Origin of the sequence: Pseudomonas sp. RIT-PI-q (genome assembly GCF_001297125.1) — a bacterium.
Classification (GTDB): domain Bacteria; phylum Pseudomonadota; class Gammaproteobacteria; order Pseudomonadales; family Pseudomonadaceae; genus Aquipseudomonas.
The window spans coordinates 217,922-236,809 of sequence record NZ_LHPC01000077.1 but is presented as its reverse complement, the minus strand read 5'-3'; the positions used below and the strand labels follow the sequence as shown (position 1 = coordinate 236,809).

16 protein-coding genes are annotated in these 18,888 nt (G+C 59.9%); 8 read left to right on the top strand and 8 right to left on the bottom strand.

The window, feature by feature from the left end:
- Positions 1-199 precede the first annotated feature (199 nt).
- Positions 200-775, bottom strand: a complete 576-nt coding sequence (locus AEQ67_RS32875) for an acyl carrier protein phosphodiesterase (RefSeq protein ID WP_059408031.1) — start codon at positions 773-775, stop codon at positions 200-202.
- A 171-nt stretch (positions 776-946) separates the two neighbouring features.
- On the opposite strand from AEQ67_RS32875, the gene AEQ67_RS32870 reads away from it, so the two are divergent.
- The 4 genes from AEQ67_RS32870 to AEQ67_RS32855 all read left to right on the top strand — a co-directional run bounded on the left by AEQ67_RS32870 (position 947) and on the right by AEQ67_RS32855 (position 4,490).
- A complete protein-coding gene (locus AEQ67_RS32870; protein WP_059408029.1) occupies positions 947-1,267 on the top strand; it encodes an ArsR/SmtB family transcription factor in 321 nt (106 codons plus the stop codon).
- A gap of 3 nt (positions 1,268-1,270) precedes the next feature.
- Positions 1,271-2,437 (top strand): MFS transporter, encoded by a 1,167-nt coding sequence (locus AEQ67_RS32865; protein WP_059408028.1) that lies wholly within the window; start codon positions 1,271-1,273, stop codon positions 2,435-2,437.
- A gap of 20 nt (positions 2,438-2,457) precedes the next feature.
- Entirely contained in the window at positions 2,458-3,507 is a 1,050-nt protein-coding gene (locus AEQ67_RS32860; RefSeq protein ID WP_059408026.1) for an alkene reductase, read from the top strand.
- Between the two features lie 674 nt (positions 3,508-4,181).
- Positions 4,182-4,490, top strand: a complete 309-nt coding sequence (locus AEQ67_RS32855) for a DUF3077 domain-containing protein (RefSeq protein ID WP_059408025.1) — start codon at positions 4,182-4,184, stop codon at positions 4,488-4,490.
- A gap of 344 nt (positions 4,491-4,834) precedes the next feature.
- Here the strand turns inward: AEQ67_RS32855 and emhR are convergent, their stop codons facing one another.
- Complete coding sequence (gene emhR, locus AEQ67_RS32850; protein WP_059408023.1) at positions 4,835-5,467, bottom strand: efflux system transcriptional repressor EmhR; 633 nt, start codon at positions 5,465-5,467, stop codon at positions 4,835-4,837.
- Between the two features lie 266 nt (positions 5,468-5,733).
- Between emhR and emhA the strand changes: the two genes are divergently transcribed.
- From emhA to AEQ67_RS32830, 4 genes are all read left to right on the top strand, one after another.
- The gene (gene emhA / locus AEQ67_RS32845; RefSeq protein WP_059408021.1) at positions 5,734-6,891 is read left to right on the top strand and encodes an efflux RND transporter periplasmic adaptor subunit EmhA; all 1,158 of its coding nucleotides are present in this window, start codon (positions 5,734-5,736) and stop codon (positions 6,889-6,891) included.
- Between the two features lie 3 nt (positions 6,892-6,894).
- Positions 6,895-10,044 carry an efflux RND transporter permease subunit EmhB gene (gene emhB / locus AEQ67_RS32840; RefSeq protein ID WP_059408020.1) on the top strand — a complete coding sequence of 1,050 codons (3,150 nt, stop codon included), beginning with the start codon at positions 6,895-6,897 and terminating at the stop codon, positions 10,042-10,044.
- Positions 10,041-11,501: an efflux RND transporter outer membrane subunit EmhC gene (emhC, locus tag AEQ67_RS32835; RefSeq protein ID WP_059408018.1), complete on the top strand. Its 1,461-nt coding sequence runs from the start codon at positions 10,041-10,043 to the stop codon at positions 11,499-11,501. Before emhB ends, emhC begins: the two co-directional genes overlap by 4 nt.
- A 444-nt stretch (positions 11,502-11,945) precedes the next feature.
- Positions 11,946-13,205 carry an OprD family porin gene (locus AEQ67_RS32830; protein WP_059408016.1) on the top strand — a complete coding sequence of 420 codons (1,260 nt, stop codon included), beginning with the start codon at positions 11,946-11,948 and terminating at the stop codon, positions 13,203-13,205.
- A gap of 272 nt (positions 13,206-13,477) precedes the next feature.
- Here AEQ67_RS32830 and pcaC read toward each other — a convergent pair whose 3' ends face one another.
- The 6 genes from pcaC to pcaH form a co-directional block, all read right to left on the bottom strand.
- Positions 13,478-13,870, bottom strand: a complete 393-nt coding sequence (gene pcaC / locus AEQ67_RS32825; protein ID WP_059408015.1) for a 4-carboxymuconolactone decarboxylase — start codon at positions 13,868-13,870, stop codon at positions 13,478-13,480.
- 10 nt (positions 13,871-13,880) lie between these two features.
- On the bottom strand, positions 13,881-14,672 hold the full coding sequence (gene pcaD / locus AEQ67_RS32820; RefSeq protein ID WP_059408013.1) for a 3-oxoadipate enol-lactonase: 792 nt from the start codon (positions 14,670-14,672) through the stop codon (positions 13,881-13,883).
- 11 nt (positions 14,673-14,683) lie between these two features.
- Positions 14,684-16,048, bottom strand: a complete 1,365-nt coding sequence (locus AEQ67_RS32815; RefSeq protein WP_059408011.1) for a 3-carboxy-cis,cis-muconate cycloisomerase — start codon at positions 16,046-16,048, stop codon at positions 14,684-14,686.
- Positions 16,049-16,093: 45 nt separating this feature from the next.
- A complete protein-coding gene (locus AEQ67_RS32810; RefSeq protein WP_059408009.1) occupies positions 16,094-17,389 on the bottom strand; it encodes an MFS family transporter in 1,296 nt (431 codons plus the stop codon).
- 194 nt (positions 17,390-17,583) lie between these two features.
- Entirely contained in the window at positions 17,584-18,150 is a 567-nt protein-coding gene (gene pcaG, locus AEQ67_RS32805; protein ID WP_059408007.1) for a protocatechuate 3,4-dioxygenase subunit alpha, read from the bottom strand.
- 1 nt (position 18,151) lies between these two features.
- Positions 18,152-18,856 carry a protocatechuate 3,4-dioxygenase subunit beta gene (pcaH, locus tag AEQ67_RS32800; protein ID WP_059408005.1) on the bottom strand — a complete coding sequence of 235 codons (705 nt, stop codon included), beginning with the start codon at positions 18,854-18,856 and terminating at the stop codon, positions 18,152-18,154.
- Between the last annotated feature and the right edge of the window lie 32 nt (positions 18,857-18,888).

Sequence of the window (18,888 nt, the reverse complement as noted above, 5' to 3'; positions counted from 1 at the left end):
GTGGGATATTTACCTCTGCAACTACCTTTTAGGCAGGTTGAAAAGCGGCGAAAGCCGCCTTTCAAGCCAACAGAAACGTAAAGGATGTCCCCGGTTTCGTTTGTAAAGGATGTATCCGTTTCTACACCGCGATAGCGGCTTAACATTCAACAATGATGCTGAATGACATACCGCAATCGCGGGCAAGCCCGCTCCCACATTAGATTCGCGGCGTTGCAGCGAATGTCTGCAACTGCGGATAGAACACCCGAAAATCCTCGCTCAACGGTTCATACAACACCCGCAATTCCTGCATCGCAGCCGCCAACTCCTCCGGCCGGGTCAACCGTCGCGAGATCCCCCGCAGCACCTGCTCCAGCACCGCGAATTCCCGGTAGGAACCCAACCAGTCATTAGCCACCATGTGCGGGGCGATCCGCGCCAGGCGTTCCGGCAACTGCGGTTCCGTGGACAGCACCCGGTACACGTCCGAAGTGAACTGATCCAGCGGCTGCTCCGAGTAAAGCATCCAGTCCCGCGCCAGGCAGTGATCGAAAAACACGTCGAGCACGATCCCGGCGTAACGCCGCCGCGTCAGGGAAAACCGTGACAACGCGACATCCACCAACGGATGTCGGTCGGTAAACACGTCAATGCTGCGGTGCAGCTGGATAGCGGCCTCTACCTCCGGCTCGAACTGCCCTTGCAGCCGCCCTTTGACGAAATCGCCGTACAGACTGCCGAGCAATTGACCGGGACGCTGGCCACCGAGGTGAAGATGTGCGAGATAGTTCATGGGCGCAGCTTAGCATTGCGGCCTTATCTCTTTACAACCTACGTATCGTTATAACCCGATATACCGATTTATACGGTCGTCAGACCAAAATCATATTGGTATATCGCGAAGTACCGATTTAAAGTTCGCCTCATCGCGATATAGCGTTTTATTCATCACGAGCCCATACCCATGACCATCGACCTCGACGAAATAATAAAAGCCCTGGCACACCCAGTACGCCGAGACATCCTCACCTGGCTGAAAGACCCCAAGTCGCAGTTCCCGGAACAGATCCACAACCACGAGTACGGCATTTGCGCCGGACAGATCGACCAACGCTGCGGCCTGTCGCAGTCGACCGTGTCCGCCCACCTGGCGAACTTGCAACGTGCGGGACTGATCAGCAGCCAGAAAGCCGGTCAATGGCACTTTTTCAAACGCAACGAGGACGTGATCCAGGCGTTCCTCGACGCCATCGTCAAGGAGCTCAGCGCTCCGACAAGGAACTGAACAATGCCCCTCTCGCTACTCATCCTGGCCTTGAGCGCCTTCGCCATCGGCACCACGGAGTTCGTCATCATGGGCTTGCTGCCTGATGTGGCGGCCGACCTTGGTGTGTCAATCCCCGGTGCCGGCTGGCTGGTGACCGGTTACGCCCTGGGCGTGGCCATCGGCGCGCCGTTCATGGCACTGGCTACGGCCAAACTGCCGCGCAAGGCTGCATTAGTAGCGCTGATGGGAATTTTCATTGTCGGCAACCTGCTCTGCGCAGTCGCCAGTGACTACAACGTGCTGATGTTTGCCCGTGTGGTCACGGCCCTGTGTCACGGCGCGTTCTTCGGCATCGGTTCGGTGGTCGCGGCAGGCCTGGTGCCCGCCAACAAGCGCGCATCGGCCGTAGCCCTGATGTTCACCGGCCTGACCCTGGCCAACGTCCTCGGCGTTCCGCTGGGCACTGCACTCGGTCAGCAAGCCGGCTGGCGCTCGACGTTCTGGGCGGTGACCGTGATCGGTGTGATTGCGCTGATCGGCCTGATCCGTTTCCTGCCCGCCAAGCGTGATGAAGAAAAACTCGACATGCGCGCCGAACTGCGCGCCCTTAAAGGCGCCGGTATCTGGCTGTCGCTGAGCATGACCGCCTTGTTCGCCGCGTCTGTCTTCACCTTGTTCACCTACGTTGCCCCGCTGCTGGGCGAAGTCACCGGCGTCTCGCCACGCGGCGTGACCTGGACCCTGATGCTCATCGGCCTGGGCCTGACCGTCGGCAACATCATCGGCGGCAAGCTGGCGGACAAAGGCATGGCGGCGACGCTGATCGGCGTGTTCATCACCATGGCGGTGGTCTCCACGGTCCTGACCTGGACCAGCGTTGCCCTGATCCCGACCGAAATCACCCTGTTCCTCTGGGCCACCGCGTGCTTCGCCGCCGTACCCGCCCTGCAAGTGAACGTCGTGACCTACGGCCAAGCCGCACCGAACCTGGTGTCGACCCTGAACATCGGCGCGTTCAACGTCGGCAACGCACTCGGTGCCTGGGTCGGCGGCAGCGTCATCGCCCACGGCTTCGGCCTGACCAGCGTGCCACTCGCCGCAGCGGCACTGGCGGTACTCGCCCTGCTGGTGACCCTGATTACTTTCCGTCAGAGCGGTAACCCCGAACTGGCCCCTGCTACCCACTAACCTCACGAGGGTTGTATTGCATGACGACTATTTTTGATCCGATCAAACTGGGCGACCTCGAGTTGGCCAACCGCATCATCATGGCTCCGCTGACCCGCTGCCGCGCCGACGAAGGCCGCGTGCCGAACGCGCTGATGGCTGAATACTACGTACAGCGCGCCTCGGCCGGCCTGATCCTCAGCGAGGCCACCTCGGTCACGCCGATGGGCGTCGGTTACCCGGACACCCCGGGCATTTGGTCCAACGACCAGGTGCGGGGCTGGAGCAACGTGACCAAAGCGATCCACGGCGCGGGCGGCAAGATCTTCCTGCAACTGTGGCACGTCGGCCGGGTTTCCCATGAGTCGTACCTGAACGGCGAAGCGCCGGTCGCACCGAGCGCCATCCAGCCGAAAGGTCACGTCAGCCTGGTTCGCCCACTGTCCGACTACCCGACGCCACGCGCGCTGGAAACCGCTGAAATCGCCGACATCGTCGACGCTTACCGCGTCGGTGCCGAGAACGCCAAGGCAGCCGGTTTCGACGGCGTGGAAATCCACGGCGCCAACGGTTACCTGCTCGACCAGTTCCTGCAAAGCAGCACCAACCAGCGCACCGACCACTACGGTGGCTCGCTGGAAAACCGTGCACGCCTGTTGCTGGAAGTGACCGACGCCGCGATCGAAATCTGGGGCGCTGGCCGCGTCGGTGTGCACTTGTCACCGCGTGCCGATTCCCATGACATGGGCGACGACAACCTGGGAGAAACCTTCACCTACGTTGCTCGTGAACTGGGCAAACGTGGCATCGCCTTCATCTGCTCCCGCGAGAAAGAAGGCGCCGACAGCCTCGGCCCACAAATCAAAGAAGCTTTCGGCGGTCCGTACATCATCAACGAACGCTTCACCAAGGACAGCGCCAACGCCTGGCTGGCCAGCGGCAAGGCCGACGCGGTCGCCTTCGGCGTGCCGTTCATTGCCAACCCGGATTTGCCAGCACGTTTGAAAGCCGATGCGCCGCTGAACGAGGCACGTCCGGAGCTGTTCTACGCCAAGGGCCCGGTTGGCTACATCGACTACCCGACGTTGTAATCGTCACCCGTTGAAACGCAAAAGCCCCGACTCGAGAGAGTTGGGGCTTTTTTGTGGGTGCAGAACCTGCACTCGGCCTCACGATATAGGTGCATCAAGATCAAAAGCACGGCGGCCAGCGGGGAGTATGCATCCCTGTAGGAGCGAGCTTGCTCGCGAAGGTCGTCAACGATGACGCGTTTCACCAAGGTAAACGCGGTGCCTGTGGGTCCATCGCGAGCAAGCTCGCTCCTACAGGGTGGCGGTGGTTTCAGAGGTCGCGTTCGCTTGGAAAAACCCGGTTCAACCAACGAATTTATGCGTGTTTTTTGGACCTGATGTTTAGTCCCGTTTACTTCCAGTGTCGGAATATAGGATGACGTCTGCAGACCTTGTAGGCAAACTCCGAATCGTGCTGTTTGGGCACTTTGATGCCTTGTTGCGCTTTTCTTCGACGGGATACTCTCCAGACGTCGCTGACCATTCAGCGATCGGGCTTGGAAACCCGTCGAATACTAGCCGTAACAGCGTCCCCATCAAGATTGCATACGTTTTGTGATCATGATTTATGGCGGCTGTGCGTGGGATGCCTTCGGGCATGCCGGTTCCTAGTTTCCCGGTTTTCCAACCCGCGCATAGCTGTCACCCATTCGCTTGGAAACGAATGTGACAGCTCCTCAACTAGGAGTTCAATCATGAACAAAACAGATTCGTTCGCAATTTCAGAACTAAAAACCATCGGCCTCACCCCCTTCATCTACTGCTCAAACCAGGCGCTGTTCCAGGTCAATCGCAACGTGCCCCTAGTTGACGCGTTATCCATGGCCTCCGACTTTCTGTTCCTGGCCAAGGACCTAACCCGAGAGGCTGCCTTTAACCGTGATACCGACCGACATATCTGGGCCGCGCATTACCTGACAGCCATGAGCAAAGCCTTGGTCGATGATGTGACGAAGGTGCTGGAGCGAGGGCCAGATCGCGAGAGCAAGAAAGCCAAGCAATAGCGATAACCCATGCACGTAAAAAAGCCGCGGATGAACGCGGCTTTTTTGTACCTGAATATCGCAGTTTGGCACGGCCCCTGTAGGAGCTGCCGGAGGCTGCGATCTTTTATTTTTGCTTTTTAAAAACAAGATCAAAAGATCGCAGCCTCCGGCAGCTCCTACAGAGGCCGTGCAGCGATCCGTAGGTTACTCGACACAAAATTCCTACAAAATACTGAGCTTGCTACCTGTCAACCGGTCGAGTGTAAGTATATAAAAGCACCCCATTACCGCATGACGCGTGAAAACCTGTTCATTTACGGCGCCAGCGATTGACACACGCGGAACCGATTAAGCATTTTGTTTCACTTACGCAGGCTGGGGCTCAAACGCAGCATGTCCAGCCCTGTATCGACCAAACGCTCGGCTTCGGTGTGCAGCTCAAAGCTGTCGGGGGCTAACAGCCACTGATACAGGGTGCCATCGATATACGCATGGATGGCAATGGCCGCGCGTGCCGTGTCGAGGTTTTCCGGCAACTGACCGCGATTCACCGCATTAGTCAGGGCCAGGGCGATTCGCACATTGCACTCTAGGCTGACCTCTCGGCGTTGCTGGCGCAGGTCGCACATTTCATCGGTGAATTCGCACTTATGAAACAGAATCTCATTGATGCGTCGGGTTTTCGGGTCCAGGGCAACTTGATGAAACAAATGAATCAGCAGTTTGCGCATGCAGCCCAGCGGGTCGAGTTCATCTTCGCTTTCACTGGCCTTGGCCATTTCATCCAGCGGCTCCTGCAACGTATCGAGCATGGCCTGGACCAGATCCGCCTTGTTGCTGAAATGCCAGTAGATGGCCCCGCGCGTGACGCCGGCCAGGGTAGCGATGTCGGCCAATGTCGTGCGCGCCACGCCCCGCTCGTAAAAGGCTTTTTCTGCCGCTTCGAGTATCTGGCTACGGGTTTCTTGAGCTTCCTCTTTGGTACGACGGACCATGGCAGTAAAACCTCAATCAGGGTGCTTCAGCGGTGTCTGAACATCCGCTGAATAAAAGTGGAGCGAACGCTCTTGGGCGTCGTCACCGGCATACAATTCCAACCTTTGAACGGCTTTTGTAACGGAGTGGGTACGCAGCCAGGGTGTTTACAAACAACCATGAACGTAAGTATATTGCTTAGCAAGCTACTTATCCACTCAGCGCACATTTTTTTACCCTTCCACATTTCTAGTGCGCAATTTGCGCGCCTGACCCGAGGATTTTCATGCAATTCAAGCCAGCTGTTACCGCTCTGGTCACTGCCCTTGCCCTGGCATCGCTGCTCAGCGGATGTAAAAAGGAAGAGGCGGCGCCTGCCGCACCACCCCCTCAGGTCGGCGTTGTTACTCTGCAACCTCAAGCGTTCACCCTGACTTCCGAGCTTCCGGGCCGTACCAGTGCGTACCGCATCGCCGAAGTTCGCCCTCAGGTCAACGGCATCATTCTCAAGCGTCTGTTCAAGGAAGGCGGTGACGTCAAGGCGGGCCAGCAGCTGTATCAGATCGATCCAGCCGTTTATGAAGCCACCCTGAAAAGCGCCGAAGCCAACCTGCAACAGACCAAGTCGATTTCGGATCGCTACAAGCAACTGGTCAACGAACAGGCTGTGAGCCGCCAGGAATACGACACGGCGTTGGCTAACCGTTTGCAATCGGAAGCCGCGCTGCAAAGCGCCCAGATCAACGTGCGCTACACCAAAGTCTACTCGCCGCTGACCGGCCGCATCGGCCGTTCGAACGTGACCGAAGGTGCGCTGGTGACCAGCGGCCAGCTCGATGCGATGGCAGTCATTCAACAACTTGACCCGATCTACGTCGACGTCACCCAGTCTTCTGTGGAACTGCTGCAGTTGCGCCGCGAACTGGAAAGCGGCCGTCTGCAAAAATCCGGCGAAAACGCGGCGGCGGTCAAGCTGACCCTCGAAGACGGCAGCCAGTACAAGCAGGAAGGCAAGCTCGAGTTCTCCGAAGTCTCGGTTGACCAGACCACCGGTTCCGTGACCCTGCGCGCCGTGTTCCCGAACCCTGACCACACGCTGCTGCCGGGCATGTTCGTTCACGCGCAATTGCAGGCTGGTGTGAACGCCGCAGCGATCCTGGCCCCGCAACAAGGCGTGACCCGCGACCTCAAAGGCGCGCCGACCGCACTGGTCGTCGGCCCGGACAACAAGGTCGAACTGCGTCAGCTCAAGGCCAGCCGCACCGTCGGCAACCAATGGCTGATCGAAGACGGTCTGAAGGCCGGCGATCGCCTGATCACCGAAGGGCTGCAATTCGTCAAACCTGGCGTCGAAGTCAACGCCAGTGAAGCGACTAACGTTGGCGCAAAGAACCCGGCCCCCGCACAGGCAGCTGACAAGGCTTCCAGCGGCAAAGGGGAGTAACCCATGTCTAGATTTTTTATCGACCGTCCGATTTTCGCCTGGGTAATTGCCTTGGTGATCATGCTGGTCGGGGCACTATCGATTCTCAAGCTGCCGATCAACCAATACCCGAGTATTGCGCCGCCGGCCATTGCGATCCAGGTGACTTACCCAGGCGCGTCCGCACAAACCGTGCAGGACACCGTGGTGCAAGTGATCGAGCAACAGCTCAACGGTATCGATAACCTGCGTTATGTGTCCTCGGAAAGTAACTCCGACGGCAGCATGACCATTACCGCGACCTTCGAGCAAGGCACCAACTCCGATACCGCGCAGGTTCAGGTCCAGAACAAACTGAACCTGGCCACCCCGCTGCTGCCGCAAGAAGTGCAGCAACAGGGCATCCGCGTGACCAAGGCAGTGAAAAACTTCCTGCTGGTGATCGGCGTGGTGTCGCGTGACGGCAGCATGACCAAGGACGACCTGTCCAACTACATCGTGTCGAACATGCAGGACCCGATCTCGCGGACCGCCGGTGTCGGTGACTTCCAGGTCTTCGGTTCGCAGTACGCCATGCGCGTCTGGCTCGACCCGGCCAAGCTGAACAACTTCAGCCTGACTCCGGTGGATGTAAAGGCCGCCATCGCCGCTCAAAACATCCAGGTCTCTTCCGGCCAACTGGGCGGTTTGCCAGCGGCGCCCGGCCAGCAATTGAACGCCACGATCATCGGCAAGACCCGCCTGCAGACCGCCGAGCAGTTCAACAAGATCCTGCTCAAGGTCAACAAGGACGGCTCGCAAGTGCGCCTGTCCGACGTCGCCGACGTTGGCCTGGGTGGCGAGAACTACAGCATCAACGCCCAGTTCAACGGCGCACCGGCTTCCGGTCTGGCGGTAAAACTGGCCAACGGTGCCAACGCCCTCGACACTGCAAAAGCCTTGCGCAAGACCATCGACACGCTCAAGCCGTTCTTCCCGCAAGGGATGGAAGTGGTGTTCCCGTACGACACCACCCCGGTGGTGACCGAGTCGATCAAGGGCGTAGTTGAAACCCTGGTCGAAGCGATCGTGCTGGTGTTCCTGGTGATGTTCCTGTTCCTGCAGAACTTCCGCGCCACCGTGATCACCACGATGACGGTGCCAGTGGTATTGCTCGGTACGTTCGGGATCCTCGCGGCCTTCGGTTTCAGCATCAACACCCTGACCATGTTCGGCATGGTGTTGGCCATCGGCTTGCTGGTGGACGATGCCATCGTCGTGGTGGAAAACGTCGAACGGGTCATGAGTGAAGAAGGCCTGTCACCCAAGGAGGCCACCAAGAAATCCATGGGGCAGATCCAGGGTGCGCTGGTCGGTATTGCCCTGGTGCTCTCGGCGGTACTGTTGCCGATGGCGTTCTTCAGCGGCTCCACCGGTGTGATCTACAAGCAGTTCTCGATCACCATCGTCTCGGCCATGGCCCTGTCGGTATTGGTTGCACTGATCTTCACCCCGGCACTCTGCGCCACCATGCTCAAGGCGATTCCGAAAGGCGAGCACGGTACGCCGAAACGCGGCTTCTTCGGCTGGTTCAACCGCAGCTTCGACCGTGGCGTCAAAAGCTACGAGCGTGGTGTGGGCAACATGCTCACCAACAAGGCGCCGTACCTGCTGGCTTACGTGATCATTCTGGTCGGCATGGTCTGGCTGTTCACCCGCATCCCAACGGCGTTCCTGCCGGAAGAAGACCAGGGCGTACTGTTTGCCCAGGTGCAGACCCCGGCTGGCTCCAGCGCCCAACGGACCCAGGTGGTGATCGACGAAATGCGTTCCTACCTGCTGGATAAAGAGTCCAGCGCCGTGGCTTCGGTGTTCACCGTTAACGGCTTCAACTTCGCCGGTCGCGGGCAAAGTTCCGGTCTGGCGTTCATCATGCTCAAGCCGTGGGACCAGCGCGATGCGGAAAACAGCGTGTTCAAACTCGCTGCCCGCGCCCAGCAGCACTTCTTCACCTTCCGCGATGCCATGGTCTTCGCCTTCGCACCGCCGGCAGTATTGGAATTGGGTAACGCCACCGGTTTCGACGTGTTCCTGCAAGACCGTGCCGGTATCGGTCACGACAAGTTGATGGAGGCGCGTAACCAGTTCCTCGGCATGGCCGCGCAGAGCAAAGTGCTCTATCAGGTGCGTCCGAACGGCCTGAACGATGAACCGCAATATCAGCTGGAAATCGACGACGAGAAGGCCAGTGCCCTGGGCATTACCCTCACCGACATCAACAGCACCCTGTCGATTGCGCTGGGCAGTAGCTACGTCAACGACTTCATCGACCGCGGTCGGGTGAAGAAGGTTTACGTGCAAGGCCAACCCGGCTCGCGCATGAGCCCGGAAGACATCAAGAAATGGTATGTACGCAACAGCGCCGGCACCATGGTGCCCTTCTCGGCCTTCGCCAAGGGTGAGTGGATCTACGGTGCGCCGAAGCTGTCGCGTTACAACGGCGTAGAAGCGATGGAAATCCTCGGTGCCCCGGCGCCCGGCTACTCCACCGGTGAAGCCATGGCCGAAGTCGAAGCCCTGGCCAAGAAACTGCCGGCCGGTGTCGGTATTTCCTGGACCGGTCTGTCTTACGAGGAACGCCTGTCCGGTTCGCAAGCGCCAGCGTTGTATGCGCTGTCGCTGCTGATGGTGTTCCTGTGTCTGGCGGCGTTGTACGAAAGCTGGTCGATCCCGATTGCGGTGATGTTGGTGGTGCCGCTGGGGATCATCGGTGCGCTGATGGCGACCAGCCTGAGGGGCCTGTCCAACGACGTGTATTTCCAGGTGGGCCTGTTGACGACCATCGGCCTGGCGGCGAAAAACGCCATTCTGATTGTCGAATTTGCCAAGGAACTGCATGAACAAGGGCGTAGCCTGCGCGATGCAGCGATCGAAGCCTGCCGGATGCGTTTGCGACCGATCATCATGACCTCGCTCGCCTTCGTCCTCGGTGTCGTACCACTGGCCATTTCCACGGGTGCAGGTTCGGGTAGCCAACATGCGATCGGTACTGGGGTGATTGGCGGTATGCTCACGGCTACGGTCCTGGCGATCTTCTGGGTCCCGCTGTTCTTCGTCACCGTGTCGTCCATCGGTCAGCGTAAAAACGTCGATCAGGATGATGCAACTGAAACTCCTAAAGAGGCTGGCCAATGAGCAAGTCGCTACTCTCCCTAGCCGTCGCCGCATTTGTACTCGGTGGCTGCTCGCTGATTCCCGATTATCAGCAGCCTGAAGCACCGGTGGCAGGTCAATACCCGCAAGGCCCGGCGTACTCGGCGGCCCAGGCGCCGAATCAGGCAGCTGCGGAACAAGGCTGGAAGCAGTTTTTCCATGACCCGGCGCTGCAACAGCTGATTCAGGTCGCGCTGGAAAACAACCGTGACTTGCGCGTCGCGGCCCTGAACATCGACGCGTTCGCGGCTCAATACCGCATCCAGCGTGCCGATCTGTTCCCGGCCGTGTCGGCCAATGGCACCGGCAGCCGTCAACGAATCCCGGCAGATGCTTCGCAGACCGGTCAGGCAGGCATCACCAGCTCGTACTCGGCTACCGTTGGCATCAGCGCTTATGAACTCGACCTGTTCGGTCGGGTTCGTAGCCTCAGTGAAGAAGCGCTGCAGAAATACTTCGCCACTGAAGAAGGGCGCCGCAGTACCCAGATCAGCCTGGTGGCCAGCGTGGCCAATGCCTATCTGACCTGGCAGGCCGACAAGGAGCTGCTGAAACTGACCCAGGACACCCTCGGTGCGTTCGAGGAGAGCTACAAGCTCACCGCACGCAGCAACGAAGTGGGTGTCGCCTCGGCGCTGGACCTGGCGCAGTCGCGCACGTCGGTGGAAAACGCCCGTGCGCAACTGGCCAAGTACACCCGTCAGGTGGCCCAGGATGAAAACAGCCTGGTGCTGCTGCTCGGCACCGGTGTGCCGGCCAACCTGCAAGCCGCCAAGCCGTTGGCTGACGACCTGCTGAGCGACGTGCCGGCCGGCCTGCCATCGGACTTGCTGCAACGTCGTCCGGACATCCTCCAGGCCGAGTACAACCTGAAGGCCGCCAATGCCAACATCGGCGCGGCGCGGGCTGCGTTCTTCCCGAGCATCAGCCTGACGGCCAACGCCGGCTCCCTCAGCCCGGACCTGTCCGGCCTGTTCAAGGGCGGTTCGGGCACCTGGCTGTTCCAACCGCAGATCAACCTGCCGATTTTCAACGCCGGCAGCCTGCGCGCCAGCCTGGATTACTCGAAAATCCAGAAAGACATCGGTGTGGCGAACTACGAGAAGTCCATTCAAACAGCCTTCCAGGAAGTCGCCGATGGCCTGGCCGCCCGCCAGACCTACACCGATCAGTTAAAGGCGCAGCGTGACTTCGTCAGCGCCAACCAGGACTACTACCGCCTGGCCGAGCGTCGTTACCGGATCGGTGTCGACAGCAACCTGACCTTCCTCGATGCCCAGCGTCAGCTGTTCAGTGCCCAACAGGTGCTGATCACTGATCGTCTGGCGCAGCTGGTGAGCCAGGTGAATCTGTACAAGGCAATGGGTGGTGGCTGGAACGAGCAGACGGCGAAGAATGAGCCGTTGAAAGAAGATGCGCCGAAGATGAGGATGTTCTGATAGCGCGTTGAAACATGAGAAGCCCACCTTTTGGTGGGCTTTTTGTTGTCTGCGGGGGAAAGCTTTGGTGCGGGTGATGGCCTCATCGCGGGCAAGCCCACTCCCACAGGTTTTTGGGTTTGCCACAGATCTCATAGATGCAGAAAGTCCACTGTGGGAGCGGGCTTGCCCGCGATGGCGCCCGCACATTCACCACAATACATCGGCCAATCTTACGTTCGATAATCGCCCAAAACCCGCTTTCACCGATTGAACCATTCAGTACATTCCCCGCACCATTCGCCTCACAAGACCAATAACAACAGGTTCGACACCATGCCCCCGCGCCCCGCCCTGTCCGGCTGATCCCGTTCGTTTTTGTCCTGATTTCAGATGTTTGTCTGCAACCCCAAAGGTTGCGGCATCGCCCCGTTTCATCCCCAAGAATTAGAGAGACCCGAGCTCATGACGCCTTCCACCGCGCAGTATTTCGTTCCCGGCCTGATCGCTGTCGCCCTGACCAGCGCGGCCCTGCCCGCCCAGGCCGAGGAGTCAGGTTTTGTCGACGGCGCCAAGGTCAACCTGAACCTGCGCAACTTTTACATCAACCGCAACTTCACCAACCCGACCAAAGCTCAGGGTAAGGCTGAAGAGTGGACGCAAAGTTTCATTCTCGACGCCAAGTCCGGGTTCACCCAGGGCACCGTCGGGTTCGGCATGGATGTGCTGGGGCTGTACTCGGTGAAGCTCGATGGCGGCAAAGGCACCGGTGGTACGCAGTTGTTGCCGCTGGACAGCGACGGTCGCCCGGCGGACAACTTTGGGCGCACCAACGTGGCGTTCAAAGCCAAGCTTTCGCAAACAGAAGTGAAGGTCGGCGAGTGGATGCCGGTGCTGCCGATCCTGCGTTCGGACGACGGTCGCTCGTTGCCGCAAACCTTCCGTGGCGGCCAGATCACTTCGAAGGAAATCAACGGACTGACGCTCTACGGCGGCCAGTTCCGCGCCAACAGCCCGCGCGATGACAGCAGCATGAGCGACATGTCGATGACCGGCAAAGCCGCGTTCACCTCCGACCGCTTCAACTTCCAGGGTGGCGAATACGTGTTCAATGAAAAACGCACCCAGGTCGGTTTGTGGAACGCTGAACTCAAGGACATCTACAGCCAGCAATACGTCAATCTGATCCACAGCCAGCCCATCGGCGACTGGACCCTGGGCGCCAACCTCGGTTTCTTCTACGGCAAGGATGACGGCAGCGCCCGGGCCGGCGAGTTGGACAACAAGACCTGGTCGGGCATGTTCTCGGCCAAATACGGCGGCAACACCTTCTACGTCGGCCTGCAAAAACTCACCGGCGACAGCGCGTGGATGCGGGTCAACGGCACCAGCGGCGGGACCCTGGCCAACGACAGCTATAACGCCAGTTATGACAATGCCAAGGAAAAATCCTGGCAGGTGCGCCACGACTACAACTTCGTCGCCCTCGGCGTGCCCGGCCTGACGATGATGAACCGCTACATCAGCGGCGATAACGTGCACACCGGCAGCATCACCGACGGCAAGGAATGGGGTCGCGAAAGCGAATTGGGCTACACCGTGCAAAGCGGTGCGCTGAAGGACCTGAACCTGAAATGGCGCAACTCGACCATCCGCCGGGACTTCAGCAATAACGAGTTTGACGAGAATCGGCTGATCGTCAGCTATCCGATCAGTTTGTTGTAAGGCTTGGGGACGCCTTCGCGGGCAAGCCTCGCTCCTACAGGGGATCTTTGGTGAGCGCGAATTCTGTGTTCACACCGGCCCCATGTGGGAGCTGGCCTGCTAGCGATGGCATGCTTTCAGTCACATCAATATTGAATGTACCGCCGCCATCGCGGGCAAGCCCGGCTCCCACAGGGATTTATGGTGTGTCCACAATCGGCGGCACAACACAAAACCTGTGGGAGCGGGCTTGCCCGCGATGGCGTCAGTTCAGGCGCCGAAAATCTCCAGGATCACTCCCGCGATTCAACCCCCAACTCATCCCACACCGACTCGGCCAGATGGAAGGTCGCGTTGGCCGCCGGAATGCCGCAGTAAATCGCGCTCTGCATGATCACTTCCTTGATCTCCCCACGGGTCACGCCGTTGTTGGCGGCGGCGCGCAGGTGCAGTTTGAGTTCATCGTTGCGGTTCATGCCGATCAGCATGGCGATGGTGATCAGGCTGCGGGTATGCCGCGCCAGGCCCGGGCGCGTCCAGATGTCACCCCAGGCGTGGCGGGTGATCATTTCCTGAAACTCCGAGTTGAACTCGGTCAGGGCGTTCAGGCTGCGGTCGACGTGGGCGTCGCCGAGTACCGCGCGACGGACGTTCAGGCCCTCGTCGTAACGTTGTTTCTCGTCCACGACAATCCCCTTAATCAGCTGACAGAAATGCCAGGACGCGTTCGCTGAATGCGGCGCCGGCCTGGACATTGGACAAATGCGCCGCGTAGAACTCGGCGTACTCGGCGCCCTGCACGTGCTCCTGAATGAAGTGCCCGCCGGACGGTGGCGTGACCGCGTCTTCGGTGCCGGCGATGACCAGCAGCGGCACCTTGATCGACGACAGTTGATCGCGGAAATCGGCATCGCGCACCGCCGCGCAGTTGGCCGCGTAACCTTCAGGCGAAGTCGCCGCCAGCATGTCGGTAATCTTCTTCGCCGCCGCCGGATTGGTTTCGGCAAAGTCCGGCGTAAACCAGCGCGCAATCGACGCATCACGCAGGGCAACCATGGCCGCCGAACCGTCACGCAGCACCGTTTCAATGCGCGGGTTCCACACCGACGGGTCACCGATTTTCGCTGCGGTGTTGCACACCACCAGTTTGTTCAGACGCTGACCGGCGTTGATCCCCAGCCATTGGCCGATCAACCCGCCCATGGACAAGCCACAGAAATGCGCCCGTTCGATGTGCAACGCATCCAGCAGCGCCAGCACGTCGTGCCCCAGTTGCTCGATGCTGTACGGTCCCGGTGTCACCAGCGATTGGCCGTGACCACGGGTGTCGAAACGCAACACGCGCAAGTGCTCGGTAAACGCCGCAATCTGCGCGTCCCACATGTGCAGATCGGTGCCCAGTGAGTTGGACAGCACCAGCACCGGCGCCTCGGCAGGCCCATCAAGTTGGTAATGCAGTTCGCCCTCGGCGAGTTGTACGAAAGCCACAGCAATCTCCTTCAGGCAGTCAACGCGAAATGTTCAGCCACCGCTCGTTCGACCCAGGTATGGGCCTGACCGAGGTAATGGGCAGGGTCCAGCAGACGATCCAGTTCAGCGGGCGAAAGCTCGGCGGTCACTTGCGGCTCGTCGCCGAGGACAGCGCGCAGATGACGGTGTTCGGCCACGGCACGTTTGCAGCATTGCTCCAATAAATGATGCGCCGTGTCGCGCCCGACTCGCTGGGCAAGCACGATGCTCACCGCTTCTGCCAGCACCAGGCCTTGAGTCAGGTCGAGGTTACGGACCATGCGATCGGCATCGACCTCCAGCCCATCCGCCAGCAACAGCGCTTGCTTCAAACTGCCAGAGACCAGGCAGCAAATCTCCGGCAGGGTTTCCCATTCGGCATGCCACAGGCCCAGGCTGCGCTCATGTTCCTGCGGCATGGCGCTGAACAGCGTCGAGAGCAAACCTGGCACCCGTGTTGCCGCGCCGATCAGCACCGCCGCCCCCACCGGGTTGCGCTTGTGCGGCATGGTCGATGATCCGCCCTTGCCCGGTGCCGACGGTTCGAACACTTCGGCGGCTTCGGTCTGCATCAACAGGCTGATGTCGCGGCCGAATTTGCCGAGGCTGCCGGCGATCAAGCCCAGCACCGCGCCGAACTCCACCAGGCGATCACGCTGGGTGTGCCAGGGTTGTTCCGGCAACGTCAGTTGCAATTCCTCGGCCAGCGCTTCGGCAATCGGCAGCGCCTGCTCGCCAAGCGCCGCGAGGGTTCCGGAGGCACCACCGAATTGCAGCACCAGCAGTCGCGGTTTGAGTTCCTGCAGACGCTGGCGACTGCGCGTCACCGCGCCCAGCCAACCGGCGATTTTCATGCCGAGGGTGACCGGCGTCGCGTGTTGCAGCCAGGTGCGTCCGGCCAGTGGCGTAGCAACGTAACGCCAGGCCTGGGTCGCGAGGGTTTCCGCCAGTTGCGCCAGATCCGCTTCGATCAATTCCAGCGCGCGGCGCAGTTGCAACACCAGGCCAGTGTCCATCACGTCCTGACTGGTCGCGCCCAGATGCACATGGCGCTCGGCCTCGGTGTCGTGTGTTGCGATCTGTTTGCCCAATGCCTTGACCAACGGAATCGCCGAATTGCCCGCCGTGGCAATCGCCTCACCAAGGGCGGCGAAATCGTAATGGTCTGCACGACACGCCGCTTCGATAGAAGCGACGGCTGTCTGTGGGATCAAGCCAACCCGCGCCTCGGCCCGGGCCAGTGCCGCTTCGAAATCGAGCATGGCCTGCACCCGGCCCTGATCGCAGAACACGTCACGCATATCGCGGGCAGTGAAATAGGCATCGAACAATTGATTGCCCGGTCGCTCGTTCATAAACAATCCCTGAAGGCGTGGGCCGGTTCGGCCCACGGGTAAAGATCAAAGGTCGTGATGCAAATACTTCGCCTGTTTTGGCAGGCGCAGGCTGAACAGGAATGCCACCGCCATCATCACCGTCACGTACCAGTAGAAGGAGTTTTCCATGCCCACGGCTTTGAGGCTCAGCGCGACATATTCCGCTGAACCGCCGAAGATCGCATTCGCCACCGCGTAAGCCAGGCCGACGCCCAACGCACGCACTTCCGGCGGGAACATTTCGGCTTTCACCAGGCCGCTGATGGAGGTGTAGAAACTGACGATCGCCAGCGCCACGGTAATCAGCACAAAGGCCAGGAACGGACTGCTGACGCTTTTCAGGCTCAACAGGATTGGCACGGTGCACAACGTACCCAAAGCACCGAACCACAGCATCGAGTTACGTCGGCCGATCTTGTCCGCGAGCATGCCAAACAGCGGCTGCATGCACATATAAAGGAACAGCGCGCCGGTCATGATGTAACTGGCGGTTTTGGCGTGCATACCGGCGGTGTTCACCAGGTACTTCTGCATGTACGTGGTGAAGGTGTAGAAAATCAGCGAACCACCGGCGGTGTAACCGAGCACGGTAATGAACGCAGCTTTGTGGTCGCGGAACAGCGCGCGGATGCTGCCGGCGTCTTTGTTTTCGCGCATTTCCTTGCTGGTGGTTTCCTTGAGCGAACGACGCAGGAACAACGAAATCACCGCCGCCGCCGCGCCGACCACAAACGGGATCCGCCAGCCATAGGCACGCAATTCATCTTCGTTGAGGAATTGTTGCAGGATCACCACCAGCAACACCGCCAGCAACTGGCCACCAATCAGCGTCACGTACTGGAACGAGGCGAAGAACCCGCGTTGGCCCTTGAGGGCGATTTCACTCATATAGGTCGCGGTGGTGCCGTACTCCCCGCCCACCGACAAGCCCTGAAGCAAGCGCGCGAACAACAGCATGATCGGCGCCCAGACCCCGATGCTGTTGTAGGTCGGCAGGCAGGCGATGAGCAACGAACCGAAGCACATCATCAGCACCGAAATCATCATCGAATTCTTGCGTCCGTGCTTGTCCGCGACCCGGCCGAAGATCCAGCCACCGATGGGCCGCATCAGGAACCCGGCGGCAAACACACCGGCGGTGTTGACCAACTGCACCGTGGGGTTGTCGGAGGGAAAAAAGGCCGGGGCAAAATAGATCGCGGAAAATGCGTAGACGTAGAAGTCGAACCATTCGACGAGGTTGCCGGACGAGGCGCCAACGATCGCAAAGATCCTTTTGCTGCGCTCTTCACCGGTGTAGTGAGCTGTAGAGGTTGTCATTGGTATTCACTCTTTGGGGACAGTGAGAGTCTAGACATACTTTGCAACAGTCCCGTTCCGCAGATGCATAAGGCAACGCAATTCCCCTGTAGGAGCCGGCTTGCTGGCGAAAGCGGTGTGTCAGTCGATATCAATGTTGACTGGCCCACCGCTTTCGCGGGCAAGCCCGCTCCCACAGGTTTTGTGGTGTTCAATCAATAATCGAAGAACACGGTCTCCGCATCAGTCCCCTGCAGAATCACGTTCCACTGATAAACGCCCGACGCATCCTGCTTAGCCAGCAAGGTACTGCGGCGATCCGCAGGCACGCACTCCAGTAACGGATCCGCCACGTTGGCCGGCTCGCCATCAAAATAAATCCGCGTCAGCAGGTGCTTCACCAGCCCGCGAGCAAACACCAGCACCACCAGATGCGGCGCCTGGGTCGTGCCTTTCAGGCCTTCCACCGTGCCCGGTTTGATGGTGGTGAAACGAAAGCGCCCTTGCGCATCCACCGGCACCCGGCCAAACCCTTCGAAATTCGGGTCCAGGGGTTTGTCCTGATCGTCTTCAGGATGGTCGTACTTGCCGGCGGCGTTGGCCTGCCAGACTTCCAGCATGGCGTCGTTGACGACGTCGCCGTTGCCATCGATGACTTGCCCGGTGATCGCCACGCGCTCGCCGAGGGTTTGTTCGACGGTCAGGTTTTCGCGGTTCAGCCAGGTCAGGCCGATGTGGTAGTACGGCCCGACGGTGTGGGACGTGGTCGCGTTCAGCGTCATCTTATTTCTCCATCGGCGTGGCTTCGCGGCCGCGCAAGACGATGTCCCAGCGATAACCGAGGGCGTAGGAAGGAATGGTTTTTTCCAGGTCGAAACTGGCGATCAAACGCTCTTTGGCGCGGGTATCGGGCACGCAGTTGTAGATCGGGTCGTAAGCCAGCAGCGGGTCGCCCGGGAAATACATCTGGGTGACCAGGCGCGTCAGGATGCTCGGCCCGAACAGCGAGAAATGGATGTGCGCCGGGCGCCAGGCGTTGTGGTGGTTGCCCCACGGATAGGCGCCAGGCTTGATGGTCTGGAACTGATACCAGCCATCGGCGTCGGTCACGGTGCGGCCGGTGCCGGTGAAATTCGGGTCCAGCGGTGCGTCATGCAGGTCGCGATCATGGTTGTAGCGGCCGGCGGCGTTGGCCTGCCAGATCTCCACCAGAATCCCCGGCACCGGCAAGCCATCTTCATCCAGCACGCGGCCGTGAATGATGATGCGCTCGCCCAATGGCTCGGCCTTGTGCTGGGCGGTCAGGTCGTTGTCCTGCGCGTTGATACGCTCGGCGCCGATGGTCGGGCCGGTAATTTCCGACAGCGAATGGGGCAAAAACACCAACGGCTTGGACGGCGCGCGCCGGTTGGTGGATTGATAGGTCGGGTGCAGGTATTCCGGCTGAGTGCCCTCCTGCGGGCGACGGTAACCAGGCTTGTCAGTCATGAAGCATTCCTCAGTTCTTATTAGTCACGCGG

Bases quoted from the DNA above. Each gene is read 5' to 3' on its own strand.
- AEQ67_RS32875 (WP_059408031.1), bottom strand. From the start codon at position 775: ATGAACTATCTCGCACATCTTCACCTCGGTGGCCAGCGTCCCGGTCAA.
- AEQ67_RS32870 (WP_059408029.1), top strand. From the start codon at position 947: ATGACCATCGACCTCGACGAAATAATAAAAGCCCTGGCACACCCAGTA.
- AEQ67_RS32865 (WP_059408028.1), top strand. From the start codon at position 1,271: ATGCCCCTCTCGCTACTCATCCTGGCCTTGAGCGCCTTCGCCATCGGC.
- AEQ67_RS32860 (WP_059408026.1), top strand. From the start codon at position 2,458: ATGACGACTATTTTTGATCCGATCAAACTGGGCGACCTCGAGTTGGCC.
- AEQ67_RS32855 (WP_059408025.1), top strand. From the start codon at position 4,182: ATGAACAAAACAGATTCGTTCGCAATTTCAGAACTAAAAACCATCGGC.
- emhR (WP_059408023.1), bottom strand. From the start codon at position 5,467: ATGGTCCGTCGTACCAAAGAGGAAGCTCAAGAAACCCGTAGCCAGATA.
- emhA (WP_059408021.1), top strand. From the start codon at position 5,734: ATGCAATTCAAGCCAGCTGTTACCGCTCTGGTCACTGCCCTTGCCCTG.
- emhB (WP_059408020.1), top strand. From the start codon at position 6,895: ATGTCTAGATTTTTTATCGACCGTCCGATTTTCGCCTGGGTAATTGCC.
- emhC (WP_059408018.1), top strand. From the start codon at position 10,041: ATGAGCAAGTCGCTACTCTCCCTAGCCGTCGCCGCATTTGTACTCGGT.
- AEQ67_RS32830 (WP_059408016.1), top strand. From the start codon at position 11,946: ATGACGCCTTCCACCGCGCAGTATTTCGTTCCCGGCCTGATCGCTGTC.
- AEQ67_RS32815 (WP_059408011.1), bottom strand. From the start codon at position 16,048: ATGAACGAGCGACCGGGCAATCAATTGTTCGATGCCTATTTCACTGCC.
- AEQ67_RS32810 (WP_059408009.1), bottom strand. From the start codon at position 17,389: ATGACAACCTCTACAGCTCACTACACCGGTGAAGAGCGCAGCAAAAGG.
- pcaG (WP_059408007.1), bottom strand. From the start codon at position 18,150: ATGACGCTGAACGCGACCACGTCCCACACCGTCGGGCCGTACTACCAC.
- pcaH (WP_059408005.1), bottom strand. From the start codon at position 18,856: ATGACTGACAAGCCTGGTTACCGTCGCCCGCAGGAGGGCACTCAGCCG.